The organism is Bacillus sp. REN16, from assembly GCF_020731355.1.
In the GTDB taxonomy this organism is placed as follows: domain Bacteria; phylum Bacillota; class Bacilli; order Bacillales; family Bacillaceae_L; genus Ferdinandcohnia.
This window is the reverse complement of sequence record NZ_JAJFZK010000007.1, coordinates 78671-99682: the sequence shown is the minus strand read 5'-3', so window position 1 is coordinate 99682 and position 21012 is coordinate 78671. Positions and strand designations below refer to the sequence as shown.

General features: G+C 38.4%; 23 protein-coding genes. 22 read left to right on the top strand and 1 reads right to left on the bottom strand.

Going from position 1 to position 21012, the window contains the following annotated elements:
- Positions 1-2 precede the first annotated feature (2 nt).
- On the top strand, positions 3-650 hold the full coding sequence (gene rpe, locus LKW28_RS11230) for a ribulose-phosphate 3-epimerase (RefSeq protein ID WP_229140457.1): 648 nt from the start codon (positions 3-5) through the stop codon (positions 648-650).
- Between the two features lie 261 nt (positions 651-911).
- Positions 912-992, top strand: a complete 81-nt coding sequence (spoVM, locus tag LKW28_RS11225) for a stage V sporulation protein SpoVM (RefSeq protein ID WP_010282530.1) — start codon at positions 912-914, stop codon at positions 990-992.
- A gap of 75 nt (positions 993-1067) precedes the next feature.
- Here the strand turns inward: spoVM and rpmB are convergent, their stop codons facing one another.
- A complete protein-coding gene (gene rpmB / locus LKW28_RS11220) occupies positions 1068-1256 on the bottom strand; it encodes a 50S ribosomal protein L28 (RefSeq protein ID WP_229140456.1) in 189 nt (62 codons plus the stop codon).
- A gap of 269 nt (positions 1257-1525) precedes the next feature.
- Here rpmB and LKW28_RS11215 point away from each other — a divergent pair, with 269 nt between their 5' ends.
- From LKW28_RS11215 to trmD, 20 genes are all read left to right on the top strand, one after another.
- Positions 1526-1888, top strand: a complete 363-nt coding sequence (locus LKW28_RS11215) for an Asp23/Gls24 family envelope stress response protein (protein WP_229140455.1) — start codon at positions 1526-1528, stop codon at positions 1886-1888.
- Between the two features lie 16 nt (positions 1889-1904).
- The gene (locus LKW28_RS11210; protein WP_229140454.1) at positions 1905-3587 is read left to right on the top strand and encodes a DAK2 domain-containing protein; all 1683 of its coding nucleotides are present in this window, start codon (positions 1905-1907) and stop codon (positions 3585-3587) included.
- Between the two features lie 153 nt (positions 3588-3740).
- Positions 3741-4403 (top strand): L-serine ammonia-lyase, iron-sulfur-dependent subunit beta, encoded by a 663-nt coding sequence (sdaAB, locus tag LKW28_RS11205; RefSeq protein WP_229140453.1) that lies wholly within the window; start codon positions 3741-3743, stop codon positions 4401-4403.
- Positions 4404-4450: 47 nt separating this feature from the next.
- Complete coding sequence (sdaAA, locus tag LKW28_RS11200) at positions 4451-5338, top strand: L-serine ammonia-lyase, iron-sulfur-dependent, subunit alpha (protein WP_229140452.1); 888 nt, start codon at positions 4451-4453, stop codon at positions 5336-5338.
- Positions 5331-7379, top strand: coding sequence for an ATP-dependent DNA helicase RecG (gene recG / locus LKW28_RS11195; protein WP_229140673.1), 2049 nt, complete (start codon positions 5331-5333; stop codon positions 7377-7379). The genes sdaAA and recG overlap by 8 nt, the downstream gene beginning before the upstream one ends.
- Positions 7380-7491: 112 nt before the next feature.
- Positions 7492-8070: a transcription factor FapR gene (gene fapR / locus LKW28_RS11190; protein ID WP_229140451.1), complete on the top strand. Its 579-nt coding sequence runs from the start codon at positions 7492-7494 to the stop codon at positions 8068-8070.
- 56 nt (positions 8071-8126) lie between these two features.
- On the top strand, positions 8127-9128 hold the full coding sequence (gene plsX / locus LKW28_RS11185) for a phosphate acyltransferase PlsX (RefSeq protein ID WP_229140450.1): 1002 nt from the start codon (positions 8127-8129) through the stop codon (positions 9126-9128).
- 12 nt (positions 9129-9140) lie between these two features.
- Positions 9141-10085 carry an ACP S-malonyltransferase gene (gene fabD / locus LKW28_RS11180; RefSeq protein WP_229140449.1) on the top strand — a complete coding sequence of 315 codons (945 nt, stop codon included), beginning with the start codon at positions 9141-9143 and terminating at the stop codon, positions 10083-10085.
- A 1-nt stretch (position 10086) separates the two neighbouring features.
- The gene (gene fabG, locus LKW28_RS11175; protein ID WP_229140448.1) at positions 10087-10827 is read left to right on the top strand and encodes a 3-oxoacyl-[acyl-carrier-protein] reductase; all 741 of its coding nucleotides are present in this window, start codon (positions 10087-10089) and stop codon (positions 10825-10827) included.
- A gap of 75 nt (positions 10828-10902) precedes the next feature.
- Positions 10903-11136 (top strand): acyl carrier protein, encoded by a 234-nt coding sequence (locus LKW28_RS11170; protein WP_057997007.1) that lies wholly within the window; start codon positions 10903-10905, stop codon positions 11134-11136.
- A 60-nt stretch (positions 11137-11196) separates the two neighbouring features.
- Positions 11197-11925, top strand: a complete 729-nt coding sequence (gene rnc, locus LKW28_RS11165; protein WP_229140447.1) for a ribonuclease III — start codon at positions 11197-11199, stop codon at positions 11923-11925.
- Between the two features lie 132 nt (positions 11926-12057).
- On the top strand, positions 12058-15627 hold the full coding sequence (gene smc / locus LKW28_RS11160) for a chromosome segregation protein SMC (protein ID WP_229140446.1): 3570 nt from the start codon (positions 12058-12060) through the stop codon (positions 15625-15627).
- A gap of 17 nt (positions 15628-15644) precedes the next feature.
- Entirely contained in the window at positions 15645-16634 is a 990-nt protein-coding gene (ftsY, locus tag LKW28_RS11155; protein ID WP_229140445.1) for a signal recognition particle-docking protein FtsY, read from the top strand.
- 131 nt (positions 16635-16765) lie between these two features.
- Positions 16766-17095, top strand: a complete 330-nt coding sequence (locus LKW28_RS11150) for a putative DNA-binding protein (protein WP_229140444.1) — start codon at positions 16766-16768, stop codon at positions 17093-17095.
- A gap of 12 nt (positions 17096-17107) precedes the next feature.
- Positions 17108-18448: a signal recognition particle protein gene (ffh, locus tag LKW28_RS11145; protein ID WP_229140443.1), complete on the top strand. Its 1341-nt coding sequence runs from the start codon at positions 17108-17110 to the stop codon at positions 18446-18448.
- Positions 18449-18597: 149 nt separating this feature from the next.
- Entirely contained in the window at positions 18598-18870 is a 273-nt protein-coding gene (gene rpsP, locus LKW28_RS11140; protein WP_010282498.1) for a 30S ribosomal protein S16, read from the top strand.
- Between the two features lie 14 nt (positions 18871-18884).
- On the top strand, positions 18885-19115 hold the full coding sequence (locus tag LKW28_RS11135) for a KH domain-containing protein (RefSeq protein ID WP_229140442.1): 231 nt from the start codon (positions 18885-18887) through the stop codon (positions 19113-19115).
- A 245-nt stretch (positions 19116-19360) separates the two neighbouring features.
- Entirely contained in the window at positions 19361-19747 is a 387-nt protein-coding gene (locus tag LKW28_RS11130) for a YlqD family protein (protein ID WP_229140441.1), read from the top strand.
- A 10-nt stretch (positions 19748-19757) separates the two neighbouring features.
- Positions 19758-20270: a ribosome maturation factor RimM gene (gene rimM / locus LKW28_RS11125; protein ID WP_229140440.1), complete on the top strand. Its 513-nt coding sequence runs from the start codon at positions 19758-19760 to the stop codon at positions 20268-20270.
- Position 20271: 1 nt separating this feature from the next.
- Positions 20272-21009: a tRNA (guanosine(37)-N1)-methyltransferase TrmD gene (gene trmD, locus LKW28_RS11120; protein ID WP_229140439.1), complete on the top strand. Its 738-nt coding sequence runs from the start codon at positions 20272-20274 to the stop codon at positions 21007-21009.
- Positions 21010-21012 lie beyond the last annotated feature (3 nt).

Here is a 21012-nt window from a genome sequence, read left to right as displayed (position 1 = left end):
CTATGATTAAAATTGCACCATCCATTCTTTCAGCAGATTTTGCAAAGCTTGGGGAAGAGATCAAGGATGTTGAAAATGGGGGAGCAGACTATATCCATGTAGATGTCATGGATGGTCACTTTGTTCCGAATATTACAATCGGTCCACTTATTGTCGAAGCTATTCGACCGATTACAAAATTGCCATTAGATGTGCATTTAATGATAGAAAATCCTGACCAATACATTCCGTCCTTCGCAAAAGCAGGGGCAGACTTTTTAACAGTACACGTTGAGGCATGTCCGCATCTTCATCGTACCATTCAGTTGATTAAATCTCATGGTGTTAAGGCTGGAGTTGTTTTAAACCCGGCAACCCCTGTTGATACGATTAAGCATGTCATTGAGGATATTGATTTGGTTTTGTTAATGACAGTAAACCCGGGATTTGGTGGCCAAAAATTCATCCAGTCCGTTCTTCCTAAAATCGAAGAAGTTGCCGGGATGGTGAAAGAAAAGAATCTGAATGTTGAAATTGAAGTTGACGGAGGAGTCAACAAGGAGACAGCAAGGCTTTGTGTAGAGGCCGGCGCAAATGTCTTAGTCGCTGGGTCGGCTATTTATAATCAAAAGAATCGGAAAACAGCAATCAAAACAATCCGCGGGCTGTAAAAAGGAGCAGAAATTTCTGCTCTTTTTTATATGCTTTTTTTGCATATTTTTTCTAAGTTAGAACTATCTTTTAGTAATGAACTTTAATTGAATTGTACTTTTTTTATTCAATTTGGCATAAGAATGTTTTAAGTAGGTTTACATGTAATTGCTTTTATTTATATGTTCTTTGGTACTATTTTTTTTCATTTGAATATTATTAATAAGGTAGACCGTATGATTTAATGAAAGTACGTGGATATTGCATTGAGGAGGGAAAGTATGAAATTTTATACAATTAAATTACCAAAGTTCTTAGGCGGTATCGTCCGTGCGATGTTAGGATCATTTAAAAAAGGATAAAAAAAGCACCGAACATAGGTGCTTTTTTTATGCATATTTTTAGCTCTTACATATGTAAGAGCTAAATGCTTTTTATTACACGCGTTCAACTTTACCAGATTTTAAAGCTCTTGCAGAAACATATACGCGTTTTGGTTTACCGTCAACTAAAATACGAACTTTTTGCAGGTTTGCTCCCCATTTACGTTTATTAGCGTTCATTGCATGGGAACGAGCGTTACCAGTGGTAGTTTTTCTACCCGTGATTACACATTTACGTGCCATTCTATTTCCCTCCTTACTTGCACAGCAACAATCAAACATAATCGCTTTCTTATAGAAATACTTATATAATTTATCATAACTAGTGGGATTTTGCAATACTTCAAAGCTAATGCTTCAAGGAAAAATACTTGTCAAGACATAGAAATTTTAAAAAGCTATATAATAAGAGGTAATGAACTCACGGCAAACCTATGAACTACTTTTAATATATGCGACATTATAGTAAAATGACTATAGCCAAGGTGAACAATTTAAAGGGGGAGACTTTCATGTCCATCGAATTAAAAACGAAGTACGGACAAATTGATATATCGAATGAGGTAATTGCAACGGTTGCTGGAGGGGCTGCTATCGATTGTTATGGGATTGTCGGAATGGCTTCCAGAAAGCAAATTAAAGATGGAATTTCTGAGCTTTTACGTAAAGAAAATTTTACCCGTGGTATTGTTGTTCGTCAGGAAAATGATGAAGTGCATATCGACATGTACATAATTGTTAGTTATGGCACGAAAATTTCTGAGGTTGCCCACAATGTTCAATCAAAGGTGAAATATACATTAGACCACACAGTAGGACTTGCTGCTAGCTCGGTTAATATTTACGTGCAAGGAGTTCGTGTAACGAACCCGTAAAGAGGAGGAAATTTGAGTGTCAATTACTATACTAGATGGAAAACGTTTTGCAAAAATGGTGTTATTAGGTGCTGCACACTTGTCTAATAATTCAAAAATGGTAGATGCCCTTAACGTTTTCCCTGTTCCAGATGGTGATACCGGAACGAATATGAATCTTTCCATGACGTCTGGTGCAAAGGAAGTAAAAAATAATGTTAGCCCGCATATTGGAAAAGTTGGTGCATCCTTAGCTAGAGGATTATTAATGGGTGCACGCGGTAACTCAGGAGTCATTCTATCTCAGCTTTTCAGAGGCTTTTCAAAGGCAATTGAACAAAAGGAAACGTTGAGCGCTGCAGAATTTGCCCAAGCGTTTGAATTGGGCGTGGAAACAGCGTATAAAGCTGTTATGAAACCTGTTGAAGGAACAATTTTAACAGTAGCAAAAGACGCTGCAAAACATGCGGTTTCTGTTGCAGAAAATGAGACAGATATAATTGTAGTGATGGAAGAGCTTGTGAAAGAAGCAAGAGCATCACTAAATCGCACACCAGATCTATTACCCGTTTTAAAGGAAGTTGGGGTTGTAGATAGTGGTGGACAAGGATTAGTTCTTGTATATGAAGGATTCCTCTCAGAATTAAAAGGTGAAACAATTGAGAATATGACAATTGCAGCACCATCTTTAAATGAACTTGTTAATGCAGAACATCATAAAAGTGTTCAGAGTCATATGAGTACAGAGGATATCGTCTTTGGTTACTGTACAGAATTTATGGTGAAGTTTGAACAGGAAAAAACAAACAAACATCCATTTTCTGAAGATCAGTTCCGAAATGATTTAAGCCGTTACGGTGATTCTTTATTAGTTATCTCCGACGATGATATTGTGAAAGTACATATCCATTCTGAAAAGCCTGGTGAGGTTTTATCGTATGGCCAACGTTATGGAAGCTTAATTAAAATGAAGATTGAGAATATGCGTGAACAGCATACGGCTATTCTAAATGAAGATGAAGAGCATTCTCCAGTACAAGAGAAACGTAACAAGGAAAAAGAGAAATATGCGATCATCACTGTGGCAATGGGTTCGGGTATCACAGAATTATTTAAGAGTATCGGAGCCCATGTGGTTATTGAGGGTGGACAAACGATGAATCCTAGTACTGAGGATTTTGTAAAAGCAATTGAATCAATACATGCGGAAAATTTTATCATTCTGCCTAATAACAAGAATATTATCATGGCAGCTGAACAAGCAGCTTCTGTTATTGAAGGAAATGTGATCGTTGTTCCTTCTCGAACAGTACCTCAAGGAATGTCAGCTTTACTTGCATTTAACCCAACAGGTGAAATGGATTCAAATCAGACGACAATGACATCCGCATTAAGTAATGTAAAAACGGGTCAAATTACATATGCAGTTCGCGATACCAATATTGATGGAATCGATATTGCTAAAGACGATTTCATGGGAATTTCAGAAGGAAAAATTGTCGTTACAGATAAGGATAAGCTAAAAGCTGCAAAAGATCTTTTAACAAAGATTATTTCTGCCGATGAAGATGAAATTGTTACCGTCATTTATGGTCAGGATGCTTCAGAAGATGAAGTCAAGCAAATTGTTCAATATCTTGAAGAAGAATATGAAGACATTGAGGTTGAAACACATAATGGTGAGCAACCACTTTACGCATTTATTTTCTCAGTTGAATAAGTTTACAAAATAGAAGGGTTTATCCCTTCTATTTTCAACGTTTAGGAACAATTTCCAGTGGCTAAAAACGTCAGATACAAATAGAGTAATATGTAGGAACACAGTTTGCCTTACTCCGCATAAATTAACGTAAGTAAGTAGGGGGGAGCATATATGAAGTATAGAAGTGTTTTTGATATTATTGGACCAGTTATGATTGGTCCATCAAGTTCACATACTGCAGGGGCAGCTCGCATCGGAAGGGTTGCAAGGAGCTTGTTTGGTCGTGAACCAAAATGGGCAAAAATTTCATTCTATGGATCATTTGCCGAGACGTATAAAGGTCATGGGACAGACGTAGCAATTATTGGTGGATTACTTGATTTTGATACATTTGATGAAAGAATTAAAACATCATTGGAAATCGCTAAAGATGCGGGAATGCAGATAAATTTCATCGTTGAGGAAGCTATACCTGAACACCCGAATACCGCTCGTGTCTCGATTGGTGACGATGAAGGGGAATTAGAGCTTGTCGGGATTTCCATTGGCGGGGGAAAAATTGAAATTACTGAATTAAACGGGTTTCAGCTTCGTTTATCTGGAAATCATCCAGCCATTCTTATCGTCCACAATGACCGCTATGGTGCGATAGCAGGTGTTGCTAACGTGCTTGCGAAATACGCTATTAATATTGGACATATGGAAGTGGCACGAAAAGAAGTTGGGATGCAAGCTCTTATGACAATCGAAGTGGATCAAAATATCGATGAACAGGTTTTAGTTGAATTATCTACCTTACCTAATATCTTAAAGGTAGCCAAAATTGTCGACTAAGTATCTATTTAAACGTTTGCAATGTTTATTCGACAGGAGGTTTTTTTATGTTTCGCAATGTTGCTGAATTAGTAGAACTTGCTACTTCTAAAAATATGAAAATAGCAGAAGTGATGATCGAGCAAGAGGTAGAAGTGACCGGGAAAAGCCGAGATGAAATCATTGCTCAAATGGAACGTAATCTTGATGTAATGGAAAAGGCTGTTGAAAGAGGACTAGCTGGCGTTTCATCCCACTCTGGTTTAACAGGCGGAGATGCCGTTTTATTACAAAATTATATACAAAAAGGAAACTTCTTAACTGGTAAAACAGTTTTAGATGCTGTCAGTAAAGCTGTTGCGACTAATGAAGTCAATGCTGCTATGGGAACAATTTGTGCAACGCCTACCGCAGGTTCAGCTGGTGTTGTTCCAGGAACCTTGTTTGCTGTAAAGGAGAAATTGAACCCAACAAAAGACCAAATGATACAGTTTTTATTTACGGCTGGGGCATTTGGATTTGTTGTTGCAAATAACGCATCAATCTCAGGCGCAGCAGGTGGTTGTCAGGCGGAGGTTGGTTCTGCTGCTGGAATGGCTGCAGCAGCAATTGTCGAAATGGCAGGAGGTACTCCCAGTCAATCTGCTGAGGCAATGGCAATTACATTAAAAAACATGCTTGGACTTGTCTGTGATCCTGTCGCTGGACTCGTAGAGGTACCATGTGTTAAGCGAAATGCGATGGGAGCGGCAAATGCAATGGTTGCAGCGGATATGGCTTTAGCAGGCGTTACTAGTCGAATTCCATGTGATGAAGTAATCGATGCTATGTATAGAATAGGTCAAACAATGCCAACGGCGTTAAAAGAAACAGCGCAGGGGGGACTAGCGGCAACCCCAACAGGTCGTGCACTTGAGGCAAAGATCTTTGGGATTTCGCTTAACAAAGGTGAATAGTAATCTACTGCAGCCTGTCACGGAAATTAAAGGAATTGGCGAAGAGACAGGTCTTCAGCTTAATGAGATGCACATTTTTACCGTTCTTGACCTACTTTTGTACTTTCCATATCGATTCGAAGATTATAGTTTACGAGACCTTGCTGAGGTTAAGCATGATGAGAAAATAACGATAGAAGGAAAGGTGCACAGTGAGCCACTGTTAACCTATTACAATCGTAAAAGATCTCGCTTAACCTTCAGGGTTCTAGTAGGTCGCTATTTAATCACAGCGACCTGTTTTAATCGACCTTATTATAAAAGCAAGATCTCATTAAACGACACTATCACCATTTCAGGAAAATGGGATCAGCATCGGCAAACGATTACTGTCAGCGAGATTGTTTTCGGTCCGATGAAAAAAGATAATCGTATCGAACCTGTATATTCGATAAAAGGGAAAATCACTGTAAAAGGGATGAAGCGTTTTATCGAGCTTGCACTTCGGCAGTACGGCAATCAAATTGAGGACAATCTTCCTGAACAATTATTAACAACTTATCGGCTGCTGCCAAAAAAGGATGCAATTAAAATTATGCATCATCCCAAGGGGCATCAGGACTTAAAACAAGCGCGCAGACGTTTTGTGTATGAAGAGTTTTTACTTTTTCAACTAAAAATGCAGGCATTAAGGAAATTCGAACGGGAACAATCAGCAGGTTCAGCAATGGAATTTCAAATGGAAAAGCTAGAGGCTTTCATGAATGGACTGCCATTTCCATTAACAAATGCCCAAACCCGGGTTGTTACTGAAATCATGAATGATCTTTGTTCACCACATCGAATGAATCGATTACTTCAAGGTGATGTTGGTTCCGGAAAAACAGTTGTGGCTGCTATTTCTTTATATGCGGCTATTCTGTCGGGATATCAGGGGGCGTTAATGGTGCCAACAGAGATACTGGCTGAACAGCATGCCCATTCACTTGCCGAGCTATTCTCGGATTACGGTTTAAATATTCAACTATTAACAAGCTCAGTCAAAGGCAAACGAAGAAGAGAAATTCTTGAACAGCTTCAATCCGGTGACATTCATATTTTAGTAGGTACTCATGCGCTTATCCAGGATGAAGTAAATTTCAAGAAGCTAGGTCTTGTCATTACGGATGAACAGCATCGCTTTGGTGTAGAGCAGCGCAGGATTTTAAGGGAAAAGGGCGAAAGTCCGGATGTTCTTTTCATGACTGCAACACCAATACCAAGGACACTTGCAATTACAGTGTTTGGTGAGATGGATGTTTCGGTGATTGACGAGATGCCGGCGGGACGAAAGAAAATTGAAACCTATTGGGTTAAGCATGAGATGCTTGAGCGTATATTGGTATTTATTGAAAAAGAGCTGGCAAAAGGTAGACAGGCCTATGTCATTTGTCCGCTTATTGAAGAATCTGATAAGTTAGATGTTCAAAATGCAATTGATGTTCATACAATGCTCTCGTTTCATTTTCAAAACAAGGCGAAAGTTGGCTTAATGCATGGTCGATTGTCAGCAGATGAAAAAGAGGATGTAATGAGACAATTTAGTGAAAATGAAGTACAAATTCTTGTATCCACAACCGTTGTTGAGGTTGGTGTGAATGTTCCAAATGCAACATTGATGGTGATTTATGATGCAGAACGTTTTGGTCTTTCCCAACTGCACCAGCTGAGAGGACGTGTTGGAAGAGGTAGTGAACAATCATACTGTATACTTCTTGCTGATCCGAAATCTGAGGTTGGAAAAGAAAGAATGCGGATCATGACAGAAACAAATGATGGCTTTGTTCTTTCAGAAAAAGACCTTGAACTACGAGGGCCTGGGGATTTCTTCGGCCGTAAACAAAGTGGTGTTCCTGAATTTAAAGTCGCAGATATGGTCCATGATTACCGTACTTTAGAGGTAGCGCGAAACGATGCTGCAAAACTTATAAATTCTAATGTCTTTTGGGAGGATCAATCCTACAAACACCTGCGGGAGGATCTAGTGCAAACCGGTATTTTAGATGGAGAAAAACTGGATTAACTTTACTATTTTAAGGCGGATTGTGAGAAGTTTTTCTTCTTGCAATCTGCTTTTTTTAATTATATACTTACTATTAGTACCTAGTCTTAAGAGTGCGGACGGTGTATTTTTAATGAGAAGGAATAAAAAAGAACGGCAGCAATTACTTCAGGAAACGATTAAAGTTAATCCTTTCATTACAGATGAAGACTTAGCTGAAAAATTCATGGTTAGTGTTCAAACGATTCGTTTGGACCGCTTGGAATTATCCATTCCTGAACTTCGAGAGCGAATTAAAAATGTTGCTGAGAAAAAACTGGATGATGAAGTGAAGGCTTTGCCAATAGAAGAAGTAATTGGTGAAATTATAGATATCGAACTAGACCAAAGTGCAATTTCAATTTTTGATGTAACAAATGAGCATGTATTTAAACGAAACCAAATTGCACGTGGACATCACCTTTTTGCCCAGGCAAACTCACTTGCCGTAGCTGTTATTAACGATGAGCTTGCTCTTACTGCAAAAGCAAATATACGGTTTACAAGACAGGTTAAAGTAGGAGAACGAGTCGTTGCTAAAGCAAAAGTAAAGGGCTCCCGTGAAAAAGGCAGAACAATCGTTGACGTAAATAGCTATGTTGGAAATGAACTCGTATTTTCTGGTGAATTTATCATGTATCGTTCTAATAAACAAGTAAAAACTGATTCATAATAGTGAACAATACGATTATTCAACTAGCTAAAAGCAAACAAAAGGAATGATACAGTATGAAACTTGCAATAGATGCAATGGGTGGAGATCATGCACCAGGGGAAATTGTAAAGGGAACAATGAATGCACTAAAGCATTATAAAGACCTTGAAGTAACGTTAATTGGTGATGAAGCGAAAATTCGTCCAGACATAACTGAAGAAGAAAGATTAACAATTATACATACAACGGAAATAATTGAAGGAACAGACGAACCTGTCAGGGCTGTCAGGAAAAAAAAGAACGCATCCATGGTTTTAATGGCGAAAGAGGTTAGTGAGGGACGTGCTGATGCATGTATTTCAGCTGGAAATACGGGGGCACTAATGACGGCAGGTCTATTTATTGTGGGAAGAATTGAAGGGATTGACCGTCCAGCACTAGCACCAACTCTCCCAACTTTGGATAAAAAAGGTTTTCTTATGTTAGATGTAGGAGCAAATGTTGATGCAAAGCCTGAGCACTTGCTCCAATATGCCATTATGGGATCCATTTACTCGGAGAAGGTTCGAGGAGTTGTAAATCCAAGAATAGGTTTATTAAATGTAGGAACTGAAGAAAAAAAGGGTAATGATCTTACAAAGCATTCATTTGAATTGATGAAAGCTACAAATCTCAATTTTATTGGAAACGTTGAGTCAAGGGATTTACTAGAGGGAGTGGCGGATGTTGTTGTAACAGATGGATTTACTGGAAATGTAGCCTTAAAAACAATCGAAGGTACGGCCTTATCCATGTTTAAAATGCTTAAAACAGCTTTCACTAGCAACTTAAAGAGTAAAATAGCTGCGGGTCTTTTAATGCCGGAATTAAAGGTTTTAAAAAAGACTCTTGATTACTCAGAATATGGTGGAGCCGGATTATTTGGCTTAAAGGCACCGGTTATTAAGGCACATGGATCTTCAGATGCAAATGGTTTGTTTAGTGCGATAAAACAAACATACGAGATGGTCGAAAAAGATGTTGCAGGAACTATACGTAAAACATTAGAGGATATCAATCCGAAAGCAGATGAATAGGGGGAAGGTAGAATGAGTAAAACTGCATTCGTTTTTCCAGGACAGGGTTCTCAAATTGTAGGGATGGGAAAGGAATTAGCAGATTCTTCAGAAGTAGTTCAACATATTTTTACAAGAGCAAATACAGCTCTAGCAGAAGAGCTTTCTTCACTTATTTTTAACGGACCACAAGAAACGCTCACATTAACAGTGAATGCTCAGCCATCACTATTAACAACCAGTATTGCCATTCTTGAAAAATTCAAGGAAGCAAATATAGTACCGTCATATGTTGCTGGACATAGTTTAGGCGAGTACACTGCTTTAGTAGCTTCCGGTGCACTGAGCTTTGAAGATGGTGTACGTACGGTTCGCAAACGCGGCGAATTTATGGAGGAAGCCGTTCCAGCAGGCCAAGGTACGATGGCAGCTATCCTTGGAATGAATAGTGATGACTTACAGGATGTAACAGATGAAATTTCTGCTTCAGGCCATCCGGTTCAACTTGCAAATATCAATTGCCCGGGTCAAATTGTAATTTCAGGTGCTGCCGAAGGAGTTAAACAGGCATGTGAGTTAGCTAAAGGAAAAGGTGCCAAGCGTGCAATTCCACTTGAGGTTAGCGGACCATTCCATTCATCATTAATGGAACCAGCAGCTGAAAAATTACGGTCAGTTCTAGATCAAATTGAAATTAATGATGCAACTGTTCCTGTCGTAGCAAATGTGAATGCTAGGGAAATGACATCAGCTGATCAAATTAAAGAAAATCTGGTAAAGCAATTGTATTCTCCTGTATTATGGGAACATTCAGTTCAATACATGCTTGACCAAGGTGTAGATACCTTTATTGAAATTGGACCTGGTAAGGTTCTTTCTGGATTAATTAAGAAAATTAATCGTAAAGTTACAACATATGCAATAAGTGATATAGAAACACTTGAAGCAACAGTACGCGCGTTACAGGAGGGAAATTAAGATGGTAAATGGCAAAGTAGCATTGGTTACCGGTGCTTCACGTGGAATTGGCCGTTCGATTGCAATTGAACTTGCTAAAGCGGGTGCAAAAGTTGCGGTAAACTATTCAGGCAGTGAACAAAAAGCCAATGAAGTTGTTGATGAGATCAAAGCGTTAGGGCAAGAAGCTATTGCGATTAGGGCTAATGTATCAGATTCAGACTCTGTAGCTAATATGGTAAAAGAGGTTATCTCTAATTTCGGCAGCCTTGATATTCTTGTTAATAATGCAGGAATTACACGAGATAATTTATTGATGAGGATGAAAGAGGAAGAATGGGACGATGTAATTAATATTAACCTAAAAGGTGTGTTCCTCTGTACGAAAGCTGTAACAAGACAAATGATGAAGCAGCGTTCCGGGAAAATTATTAATATCGCATCTATTGTAGGTGTTAGTGGAAATCCTGGACAAGCTAACTATGTTGCAGCAAAAGCTGGAGTTATCGGTCTAACAAAAACAGCAGCAAAAGAATTGGCAAGTCGCAATATTAACGTTAACGCAGTTGCACCAGGCTTTATTACAACTGATATGACAGATAAACTACCTGAAGATGTGAAAAACGAAATGCTTAAATTAATTCCTCTTGCTAGATTTGGCGAAACTGCTGATATTTCAGGGGTTGTATTATTTCTAGCGTCAGATCAAAGCAAATACATGACAGGTCAAACCCTTCATATTGACGGCGGTATGGTGATGTAACCAGACTGGTTGATAAATGGCACTTGCGCTTTTCTAGTAAAAACAAATATAATACTTTGAGGGGAGGTGAGTGTTATGGCAGATGTTTTAGAGAGAGTAACAAAAATCGTGATTGACCGCTTAGGTGTTGAAGAGTCAGCAGTAAATTTAGAGGCTTCATTTAAAGATGATCTTGGAGCGGATTCACTTGACGTTGTTGAACTAGTAATGGAACTTGAGGACGAGTTTGACATGGAAATTTCAGACGATGAGGCTGAAAAGATTTCTACAGTTGGTGACGCTGTTAATTACATAAAAAGCCAGCTATAATATTTCTTAAAGTAAAAGTCCCGTTATTAAAACGGGGCTTTCTCCTTGGAGGTCAATAAGGTGAAGCGGATAAATAAAGATAAAGGTAATAAGTTTACTCCAAAATTTAAAGCTTTTCAGGAGCGACTAGGGTTTCAATTTCAAGATGAGAGTCTACTTATTCAAGCATTTACACATTCATCTTATGTGAATGAGCATCGAAAAAAGCCGCATGAAGACAATGAACGGCTTGAATTTTTAGGAGATGCTGTTTTAGAGCTAACTATTTCCCAATTTTTATTTAAAAAGTTTCCAATTATGAGCGAGGGTGAATTAACAAAGATGCGTGCAGCCATTGTTTGTGAGCCATCTTTAGTTACATTTGCAAATGATCTAAAATTTGGAGAACTTGTTTTACTAGGAAAAGGAGAGGAAATGACTGGTGGAAGAGAACGGCCTGCCCTGCTAGCTGATGTGTTTGAGGCATTTATTGGGGCTTTATACCTTGATAAAGGTTTGGAGGTTGTAAACCAGTTTTTAGATCAAACAGTGATTCCTAAAATAAATGCGGGTGCTTTTTCTCATGTGATGGATTATAAGAGTCAGCTGCAAGAGCTTGTGCAACGAGATGGTACTGGAATTATCGAGTATAAGGTGCTCCACGAAAAAGGGCCAGCCCATAGCCGTGAATTCGTTTCAAGAGTGTCCTTAAATGGTGAGGAACTTGGGACAGGCACTGGCAGATCGAAAAAAGAAGCTGAACAACATGCAGCAGAAATTGCTTTAAAAAATTTGAAGAGCAAACAATAATAAATTTAACTGGCCCCACGTTTTCGTGGGGTTCATTTGGTTTGCATTGTTCTGCTTGAAAAAGTAATCCAATTAAATACTAGTTTGTGTTAAAATATGTAGGACTTGAATTTCGAATTGAGGGGGAAGTTTATGTTCCTCAAACGTTTAGATATAGTAGGATTTAAATCGTTTGCTGAAAGACTTGCAGTAGATTTTGTGCCTGGTGTAACGGCTGTCGTTGGACCAAATGGTAGTGGAAAAAGTAATATCACGGATGGGATCCGTTGGGTTCTTGGAGAACAGTCGGCAAAATCACTGCGTGGTTCGAAAATGGAGGATATCATTTTCGCTGGAAGTGACAGCCGAAAAGCATTGAATGTGGCTGAAGTAACATTAACATTGGATAATGAAGACCACTTTTTACCAATCGATTATCATGAAGTAAGTGTAACTCGCCGTGTATATCGGTCTGGAGAAAGTGAATTTCTTATAAATAAACAAGCTTGTCGACTAAAGGACATTGTTGATTTATTTATGGATTCTGGACTTGGTCGTGAGGCTTTTTCAATCATCAGTCAGGGGAAAGTAGAAGAAATATTAAGCAGTAAAGCTGAGGAACGCAGAAGCATTTTTGAAGAAGCAGCAGGGGTCTTAAAATATAAAACCCGTAAAAAGAAAGCGGAATATAAGCTTGCCGAAACCCAGGAAAATTTAAATCGCGTTAACGACATTATTCACGAACTCGAATCGCAAATTGAACCATTGCAGATTCAGTCATCAATCGCAAAAGACTATCTAGAGAAAAAAGAAGAGCTTGAAAGTATTGAAGTTGGTCTAACTGTTTTCGAAATAGAGGACCTTCATGAAAAATGGGAGAAGCTATCCAAGCTTGTTGAAGAGCATAAAGAGCAGGAACTTGCTTTAAACACTAAGCTCCAAAACAAGGAAGCAAAAATAGAGGAGCTTAGAACTGGAATTGAGACTACAGATTCTTCGATTCATGAACTTCAACAACTTCTTTTACGGACTAGTGAGGACCTTGAAAAATTAGAGGGTCGAAAAGAAGTTTTAAAAGAACGCAAAAAGAATGCAACACAAAATAGAGCTCAGCTTGAAAATTCGATTCTGGAGTTATCCCAAAAACTTGAAAGCTTAATCGAAAGAAAACAAAAAGAACAACAGGATTTATCCCAGCTGATTGAAGAAGTAAAAGAACTTGAAAAACAGGTAAAAGAAAAACAAATTTTACTTGCATCATTTGATCAAAATATCGAAGAAAAAATTGAGAACTTAAAAAGCGATTATTTTGAATTGCTAAATAAGCAGGCGTCTTATCGGAATGAAGTGGGTTATATTAAAGACCAGCTTTCACAACAAACAGTAAAAGTACATCGTCTAGATGAGTCAAATCAAAAATACTTAATAGAACGCAAGGAAATACTTGATGAAAAAGTACGTCTCCAAACGAAGCTTTCCGTAATTGAGCAAGATATTAATCATCAAATTGTTTCTTTTAGAGACTTACACACTAAGTTAGAAAACAGTAAGAAAAATTATCAGAAGCAAGAAAGCATGCTCTACCAGGCTTATCAATACCTTCAACAAACAAAATCAAGAAAAGAAATGCTCGAAGAAATGCAGGATGATTATTCCGGTTTTTTCCAGGGTGTTAAAGAAGTTTTAAAAGCTAGAAATGAACAGCTCGAAGGAATTGAAGGTGCTATTGCTGAGATTATTCATGTTCCAAAAGAATATGAAACAGCCGTTGAAATTGCATTAGGTGCGGCGACACAGCATATTGTCGTTGATAACGAAAAAAATGCTAGAACGGCCATTCAATATTTAAAGAAAAATTCCTATGGCCGGGCAACATTTTTACCTATGAATGTTATTAAAGAACGCTCAATTCCTTCAGCACAGCTTGCAGCCATCAAGGGGCATCCAGCATTTATTGGTGTAGCTTCCGAATTAGTTACATTTGAAGGAAGATATCACTCTATAATCGCGAATCTGTTGGGTACTATTTTGATTACTGCAGATTTAAAAGGTGCGAATGAACTTGCATCCCTTGTCGGACATAGGTATCGAGTAGTAACCCTTGAAGGAGATGTTGTTAATCCGGGTGGTTCGATGACTGGGGGAGCTGTTAAACAGAAATCAAATTCTCTGCTCAGTCGTGGTCGGGAGCTTGAGGCAATTGTAGAAAAGCTCGCTGATATGGATGCCAAAACGGCTGAACTTGAAAAAACAGTCAAGGATAAGAAAAAACAGATTACCGAACAAGAAGATATGCTTGAAAGGCTTCGTCAAGCGGGAGAAACACTGCGCTTAAAAGAACAAACGATAAAAGGTGAATACCGTGAAGTTGCTTTAAAAGAGCAAAATGTGAACGAGCATTTGGAATTGTATGATGATGAGAAACAACAATACCAAGCAGACCAAGAAAAAATGACTGGTCGTTTAGAAGAATTGAAATCTAAATTAGCTGCTCTTGAAGAGGAACTTCATACATTAGATGAGACCATCACTCAGCTAAATTCTCAAAAATCTGATCAACAAACCTCTCGGGAAACGGTACAAGCAGAAATCACCGATCAAAAGGTTATTTTAGCAAGAAAAAAACAAGCGCTTGAACACCAACAAGAGAAAGTGAATCGCTTAGAAGAAGAAGTAAATGATGCAGATGCTGGACTGACTGAATTGAAAGAGGATTTAGCGTTACTGAATAATGAAATGACTTCAAGCAACTCTGGTGAATTAGAACTTGAAGAGGCAGCAAAACAAAAATCCAATGATAAAAATGAAACAATTCAAATGATCAGTAATAAACGAGAGTATCGCCTAAAAACTCAAAATACACTTGAGGATCTAGAACGTGAGTTAAAAGAATCGAGACGTCAGTCTAAGCAACTTGTTGATATCTTAAAGGATGAAGAAGTAAAGGTGAATCGCTTAGATGTTGAATTGGAAAATTGTTTAACACATCTTCGTGAGGAATATTTATTAACCTATGAAGCTGCAAAGGAACAATATCCTCTTCAAATCGAAGTTTCCGAAGCAAGAAAGAAGGTCAAACTAATAAAGCTGGCAATAGAAGAGCTTGGTACGGTGAATCTTGGTGCAATTGATGAGTATGATAGAGTTTCTGAGCGTTATACTTTCTTGACAGAACAACAAAATGACTTGCAAGAAGCGAAGGATACATTGTTCCAGGTAATTGACGAAATGGACGATGAAATGAAAAAGAGATTTGAAGCTACTTTTACAAGTATTCGCTCCCATTTTGAAACAGTTTTCCAAGCCTTGTTTGGTGGTGGACGAGCAGACCTTCGTCTTACAGATCCTAATGATCTTTTAAATACAGGTGTTGAAATTGTTGCACAGCCGCCAGGGAAAAAACTGCAAAACTTGGGTCTTTTATCGGGTGGAGAAAGGGCATTAACCGCCATTGCGTTGTTATTTTCTATCCTTAAAGTTCGTCCTGTTCCATTCTGTATATTGGATGAGGTTGAGGCAGCACTTGATGAAGCAAATGTATTCCGATTTGCGCAATATTTAAAGAAATATAGCAAAGAAACTCAATTCATCGTGATCACCCACCGAAAAGGTACAATGGAAGAGGCAGATGTACTATATGGGGTGACCATGCAAGAATCAGGAGTTTCTAAACTTGTTTCGGTTCGATTAGAGGAATCGAAAGAATTTGTGTCGCAAACATAGTTTGAAAGGGGATTGGCATGAGTTTTTTTAAGAAATTAAAGGACAAGATTACAAATCAGGCTGATGCAGTTACTGAAAAATTTAAGGATGGTTTATCAAAAACGCGTAATTCCTTTTCTGAACGAGTGAATGATTTAGTTGCTCGTTATCGAAAGGTTGATGAGGACTTTTTTGAGGAACTTGAAGAGATTTTGATTGCAGCCGACGTCGGTGTTTCAACCGTTATGGAGCTGATCGATGAATTAAAAATGGAAGTAAAGAAAAGGAATATACAGGACACAAAAGAGGTTCAAAGTGTTATTTCCGAAAAGCTCGTTGAAATATACCAGAGCGGGGAGGAAAAATCACCTAAACTCAATATTCAGGAAGAAGGACTGACTGTTATTTTAGTTGTCGGTGTTAATGGTGTTGGTAAAACTACATCCATTGGAAAAATCGCAAATCGTCTAAAAAATGAAGGTAAATCTGTCCTTTTAGCAGCGGGAGATACTTTCCGTGCTGGTGCGATTGCCCAGCTTGAAGTTTGGGGCACCCGTGTTGGTGTAGAGACAATCAAACAATCTGAAGGATCAGATCCAGCGGCGGTTATGTACGATGCGGTTCAAGCGGCAAAATCTCGTAATGTAGATGTGTTAATCTGTGATACAGCAGGCCGACTTCAAAACAAAGTTAACCTAATGAAAGAGCTTGAAAAAGTAAAGCGTGTAATCGAACGTGAACTGCCAGGGGCACCGCATGAAGTATTACTCGTTCTTGATGCGACGACTGGTCAAAACGCATTAACGCAGGCAAAAACATTCTCAGCAGCTACCGATGTAACAGGAATTGTATTAACAAAATTAGACGGGACTGCAAAGGGCGGAATTGTTCTTGCGATTCGAAATGAACTAAACATTCCGGTTAAATTAGTTGGATTAGGTGAAAAGGTTGATGATCTCCAAGAATTTGATGCGCAAAACTACGTTTATGGACTATTTGCAGATCTAGTTGAAAACACCGAAGAATAAAACCATCAAAAAGAGCCTTAATAGGCTTTTTTTGCTTTTCGTAAAGTAAAGTAAATTAACTTGACAACCTATTAAAAAATATGTAAACTATTGACTTGTAAAGGTATTTCACTTAACAAGGGGGAGATACTATGCTTGAAAAAACAACGAGAATGAATTATCTCTACGATTTTTATCAATCGTTGTTAACGCCGAAGCAAAGAAATTATATGTCTTTATATTACCTGGATGACTTTTCCCTTGGTGAAATAGCAGAGGAATACGAGATTAGTCGTCAAGCGGTCTATGACAATATCAAGCGCACAGAGACAATGCTTGAGGACTATGAGGAAAAACTGTTACTATTTCAGAAATTTCAAGAGCGCAGAAAACTGATTGCTGAGCTACAACGTATTGCAGATGAATATGATGATAGCTTAGAGCTTCAAAATGTGATACAGTTGCTTGAGAAATTAGAATAGGAGGCGGCAAGAATGGCATTTGAAGGATTAGCCGACCGACTGCAAGGTACACTACAGAAAATTCGCGGTAAAGGAAAAGTGTCAGAATCCGATGTAAAGGAAATGATGCGTGAGGTTCGTCTTGCTTTACTTGAAGCAGACGTTAACTTTAAAGTTGTCAAAGACTTTATAAAGCGGGTTAGTGAGAGAGCTGTTGGACAAGAAGTAATGAAAAGCTTAACTCCAGGACAGCAGGTTATTAAAGTCGTCCAGGAGGAACTCACCGCATTAATGGGTGGCGAGCAAAGTAAAATTGCGGTTGCCAAAAGACCGCCAACTGTTATTATGATGGTTGGTTTACAAGGTGCGGGTAAAACGACCACTACTGGTAAGCTTGCAAATCTATTGCGAAAAAAGCATAATCGTAATCCTCTTCTTGTAGCTGCTGATATTTATCGTCCAGCTGCGATTGACCAATTGCAAACTTTAGGAAAACAACTTAATATGCCGGTCTTTTCTCTTGGAGACAAGATTAGTCCTGTTGAAATTGCAAAGCAAGCAATCGCAAAGGCGAAGGAAGAACATAACGATTATGTTTTAATCGACACCGCCGGTCGTTTGCACATCGATGAAGAACTGATGGATGAGCTTAAGCAAGTCAAAGAAGTTGCACAGCCTGATGAGATTTTCCTTGTTGTGGATGCAATGACAGGGCAGGATGCAGTCAATGTGGCACAGAGCTTTAATGATCTATTAGGGTTAACTGGCGTTGTTCTGACAAAGCTTGATGGAGATACACGTGGTGGTGCAGCTTTATCTGTTAAAGCTGTGACAAATACACCAATTAAATTTGTGGGTCTTGGTGAAAAACTTGATGCGATCGAACCATTCCATCCAGAACGGATGGCTTCACGTATTTTAGGTATGGGAGATGTACTCTCACTCATTGAAAAAGCCCAAGCTTCTGTTGATGAGGACAAAGCAAAAGAGCTAGAAAAGAAATTTAAGTCAATGTCATTTACATTCGATGATTTCCTTGACCAGTTAGCACAGGTGCGTAAAATGGGACCTCTTGATGAGATTCTAGGTATGCTGCCTGGCGCAAACAAAATGAAGGGTCTGAAAAATGTTCAGGTTGATGATAAACAAATTGGCCATGTTGAAGCGATCATCCGCTCCATGACAAAAGCCGAAAGAGAACAACCTGAAATCATTAATTCAAGTCGTAAAAAGAGAATTGCAAAAGGTAGTGGTCGAACTGTTCAAGAAGTAAACCGTCTATTGAAGCAATTCGAAGATATGAAGAAAATGATGAAACAAATGACAAACATGACAAAAGGCAAGAAAAAAGGAATGAAGTTTCCTTTTATGTAGTAAAAAAGTCAAGAAAAGGCATGACTTTTTCTTAAATGAATGTAGTAATAATAACCATTTCATAGATGTAAAGAAAAAACACTTTACAAACAGATGTGGAACAGTTAATATTATATCTTGTTGAAATATTTTCGGAGGTGCTATATAAAATGGCAGTAAAAATTCGTTTAAAACGTATGGGAGCAAAAAAATCTCCTTTCTATCGTATCGTAGTAGCTGATTCTCGTTCACCACGTGATGGACGTCAAATTGAAACACTTGGAACTTATAATCCAGTTGTTCAACCAGCAGAGGTTAAAATTGATGAAGAGTTAGCATTAAAATGGTTACAAAATGGTGCAAAACCATCTGATACTGTTCGTAACTTGTTCTCAAAACAGGGTATTATGGAGAAATTCCATAACGTAAAATACGGTAAGTAATGGGTAATCTACAGATGAAAGAGTTAATTAAAACAATCGTACAGCCGCTTGTTGATCATCCTGAGGAAGTCGAAGTGATTGAGACTTCCGACAACCGTAATATCACGTATTTACTAAGTGTAAATAAAGAAGATATGGGTAAAGTTATCGGGAAACAAGGCCGTGTCATTAAGGCGATTAGAACTGTTGTCTATGCAGCAGGAACTGGCCATAATAAACGAATTCATCTAGAAATTAACGAATGAAAAGAAAAGTGAAGGCGGCTTGATTGAAACGAGGAATCTGACCGACTAAAAGCGCCACGTCCTGTGGCGACGTCGGCACTAGCACATCCTGTGCGTCGAAGACTTCGACGAAGAAGCGTATGTTGCTTCTGCTGGAGGAGTTGAAGATTCTCGAGTTTCTAGCCGCCGGAACTAGACAAAACAAGGGGAAAGGGAGAGGGAAACCTCCCCCTTTTTTTCTATCATAAGATAGGGTTGTGTGCTCTGTGAAAATCATCCAAACAGTTGAAGTAAAACAAATTTTAACGGAAAATAGTAAAGCAAAGCTCATTGGTTCTTTGCAAACGAACAAGGATCAATTTCTAAAAGAGTGTGACCAGCTTAAATTTGAACAAAAAAAGATGGAAAAATTGAAGAAATTTGATCCTGCAAAAATCAAACAATATTTTACAAAAGAAATTGACCTCAGACTGGAAAAAGTCAAACAACTTGAGTTTCAAATCGAACAAATACATATGCTACCACTAGGCAGTGAAATAAAAGAAAAAGAAGTTCAATCCATAATTGATATAAATGTAGGCGACAACTGGGATGAAGCAACATCTGCACGAACAATCGTAATCAAAGAAGGTAGAGTTGAAGAAATTCGTTAGGGGTGAAAAAATGGATAAATGGTATAATGTCGGAAAAATTGTGAATACGCATGGTATCAAAGGCGAGGTTCGCATAATCTCAAGAACGGACTTTCCTGAGGAACGATACAAGATAGGAAATACATTATTTATTTTTGCGGAAGGTAAAGAGCCGCTGGAAGTGAAAGTCGAAACCTACCGAACTCATAAAAATTTTGACTTAGTCACCTTTGAGGGCTATGACAATGTAAATGATGTTGAACACTTTAAAGGAGCACTTGTCAAAGTACATGAAAGTCAGCTTGGGGAATTAGAAGATGGAGAATATTATTTCCACGAAATTATTGGCTGCACGATTCTAACAGATGAAGGCGAAGAACTTGGGGAAATTAAAGAAATTTTGACACCAGGTGCAAATGATGTCTGGGTGGTTAAGGGTGCAAGAAGTAAAGAAATATTAATTCCGTATATTGATGAGATTGTGAAGGAAATTGATACGAACGAAAAAAGAATTATCATTCACCTCATGGAAGGATTAATTTAACATGAAAATTGATATCTTAACCCTTTTTCCAAACATGTTTAATGGTGTACTAGGGGAATCCATTTTAAAAAAGGCACAGGAAAAAGAGAAGGTCTCGTTTCAAGTTGTGAACTTTCGTGATTATACGGATAACAAGCACCAAAAGGTAGACGATTATCCATATGGCGGTGGTGCTGGGATGGTATTAATGCCACAGCCGATCTTTGATGCAGTTGAGGATCTAACAACACAAACAGATTCCACACCAAAGGTGATTCTTCTCTGCCCTCAGGGCGAAAAATTTACCCAACAAAAAGCGGAAAGCTTAGCAAAGGAAGAACACCTCATTTTTATCTGCGGGCATTATGAGGGCTATGATGAAAGAATACGTGAACATTTGAATCCAGATGAAATTTCAATAGGAGATTTCGTCTTAACCGGGGGCGAGCTTGCTGCAATGGTTATCTCTGATAGTGTCGTACGCCTTCTGCCGGGTGTTTTGGGGAATGAGGACTCACCTGTTCTGGACTCCCATAGTACGGGATTATTAGAGCATCCACATTATACAAGGCCCGCAAATTTTAGGGGAATGACTGTGCCGGACGTGTTATTGTCAGGAAACCATATGCATATTGCGGAATGGCGGGAAAAAGAGTCACTTCGTCGAACTTTTAAAAGAAGACCAGATTTACTAGAGAATTATAAGCTATCTCCTAAACAAGAAAAATGGTTAGAAGAAATTAAATTAGATGAAAAGTAGCTA

Coding starts and splice junctions, on each gene's coding strand:
- rpe (WP_229140457.1), top strand. CDS start 3: ATGATTAAAATTGCACCATCCATTCTTTCAGCAGATTTTGCAAAGCTT.
- spoVM (WP_010282530.1), top strand. CDS start 912: ATGAAATTTTATACAATTAAATTACCAAAGTTCTTAGGCGGTATCGTC.
- rpmB (WP_229140456.1), bottom strand. CDS start 1,256: ATGGCACGTAAATGTGTAATCACGGGTAGAAAAACTACCACTGGTAAC.
- LKW28_RS11215 (WP_229140455.1), top strand. CDS start 1,526: ATGTCCATCGAATTAAAAACGAAGTACGGACAAATTGATATATCGAAT.
- sdaAB (WP_229140453.1), top strand. CDS start 3,741: ATGAAGTATAGAAGTGTTTTTGATATTATTGGACCAGTTATGATTGGT.
- sdaAA (WP_229140452.1), top strand. CDS start 4,451: ATGTTTCGCAATGTTGCTGAATTAGTAGAACTTGCTACTTCTAAAAAT.
- fapR (WP_229140451.1), top strand. CDS start 7,492: ATGAGAAGGAATAAAAAAGAACGGCAGCAATTACTTCAGGAAACGATT.
- plsX (WP_229140450.1), top strand. CDS start 8,127: ATGAAACTTGCAATAGATGCAATGGGTGGAGATCATGCACCAGGGGAA.
- fabD (WP_229140449.1), top strand. CDS start 9,141: ATGAGTAAAACTGCATTCGTTTTTCCAGGACAGGGTTCTCAAATTGTA.
- fabG (WP_229140448.1), top strand. CDS start 10,087: ATGGTAAATGGCAAAGTAGCATTGGTTACCGGTGCTTCACGTGGAATT.
- LKW28_RS11170 (WP_057997007.1), top strand. CDS start 10,903: ATGGCAGATGTTTTAGAGAGAGTAACAAAAATCGTGATTGACCGCTTA.
- smc (WP_229140446.1), top strand. CDS start 12,058: ATGTTCCTCAAACGTTTAGATATAGTAGGATTTAAATCGTTTGCTGAA.
- ftsY (WP_229140445.1), top strand. CDS start 15,645: ATGAGTTTTTTTAAGAAATTAAAGGACAAGATTACAAATCAGGCTGAT.
- LKW28_RS11150 (WP_229140444.1), top strand. CDS start 16,766: ATGCTTGAAAAAACAACGAGAATGAATTATCTCTACGATTTTTATCAA.
- ffh (WP_229140443.1), top strand. CDS start 17,108: ATGGCATTTGAAGGATTAGCCGACCGACTGCAAGGTACACTACAGAAA.
- rpsP (WP_010282498.1), top strand. CDS start 18,598: ATGGCAGTAAAAATTCGTTTAAAACGTATGGGAGCAAAAAAATCTCCT.
- LKW28_RS11135 (WP_229140442.1), top strand. CDS start 18,885: ATGAAAGAGTTAATTAAAACAATCGTACAGCCGCTTGTTGATCATCCT.
- rimM (WP_229140440.1), top strand. CDS start 19,758: ATGGATAAATGGTATAATGTCGGAAAAATTGTGAATACGCATGGTATC.
- trmD (WP_229140439.1), top strand. CDS start 20,272: ATGAAAATTGATATCTTAACCCTTTTTCCAAACATGTTTAATGGTGTA.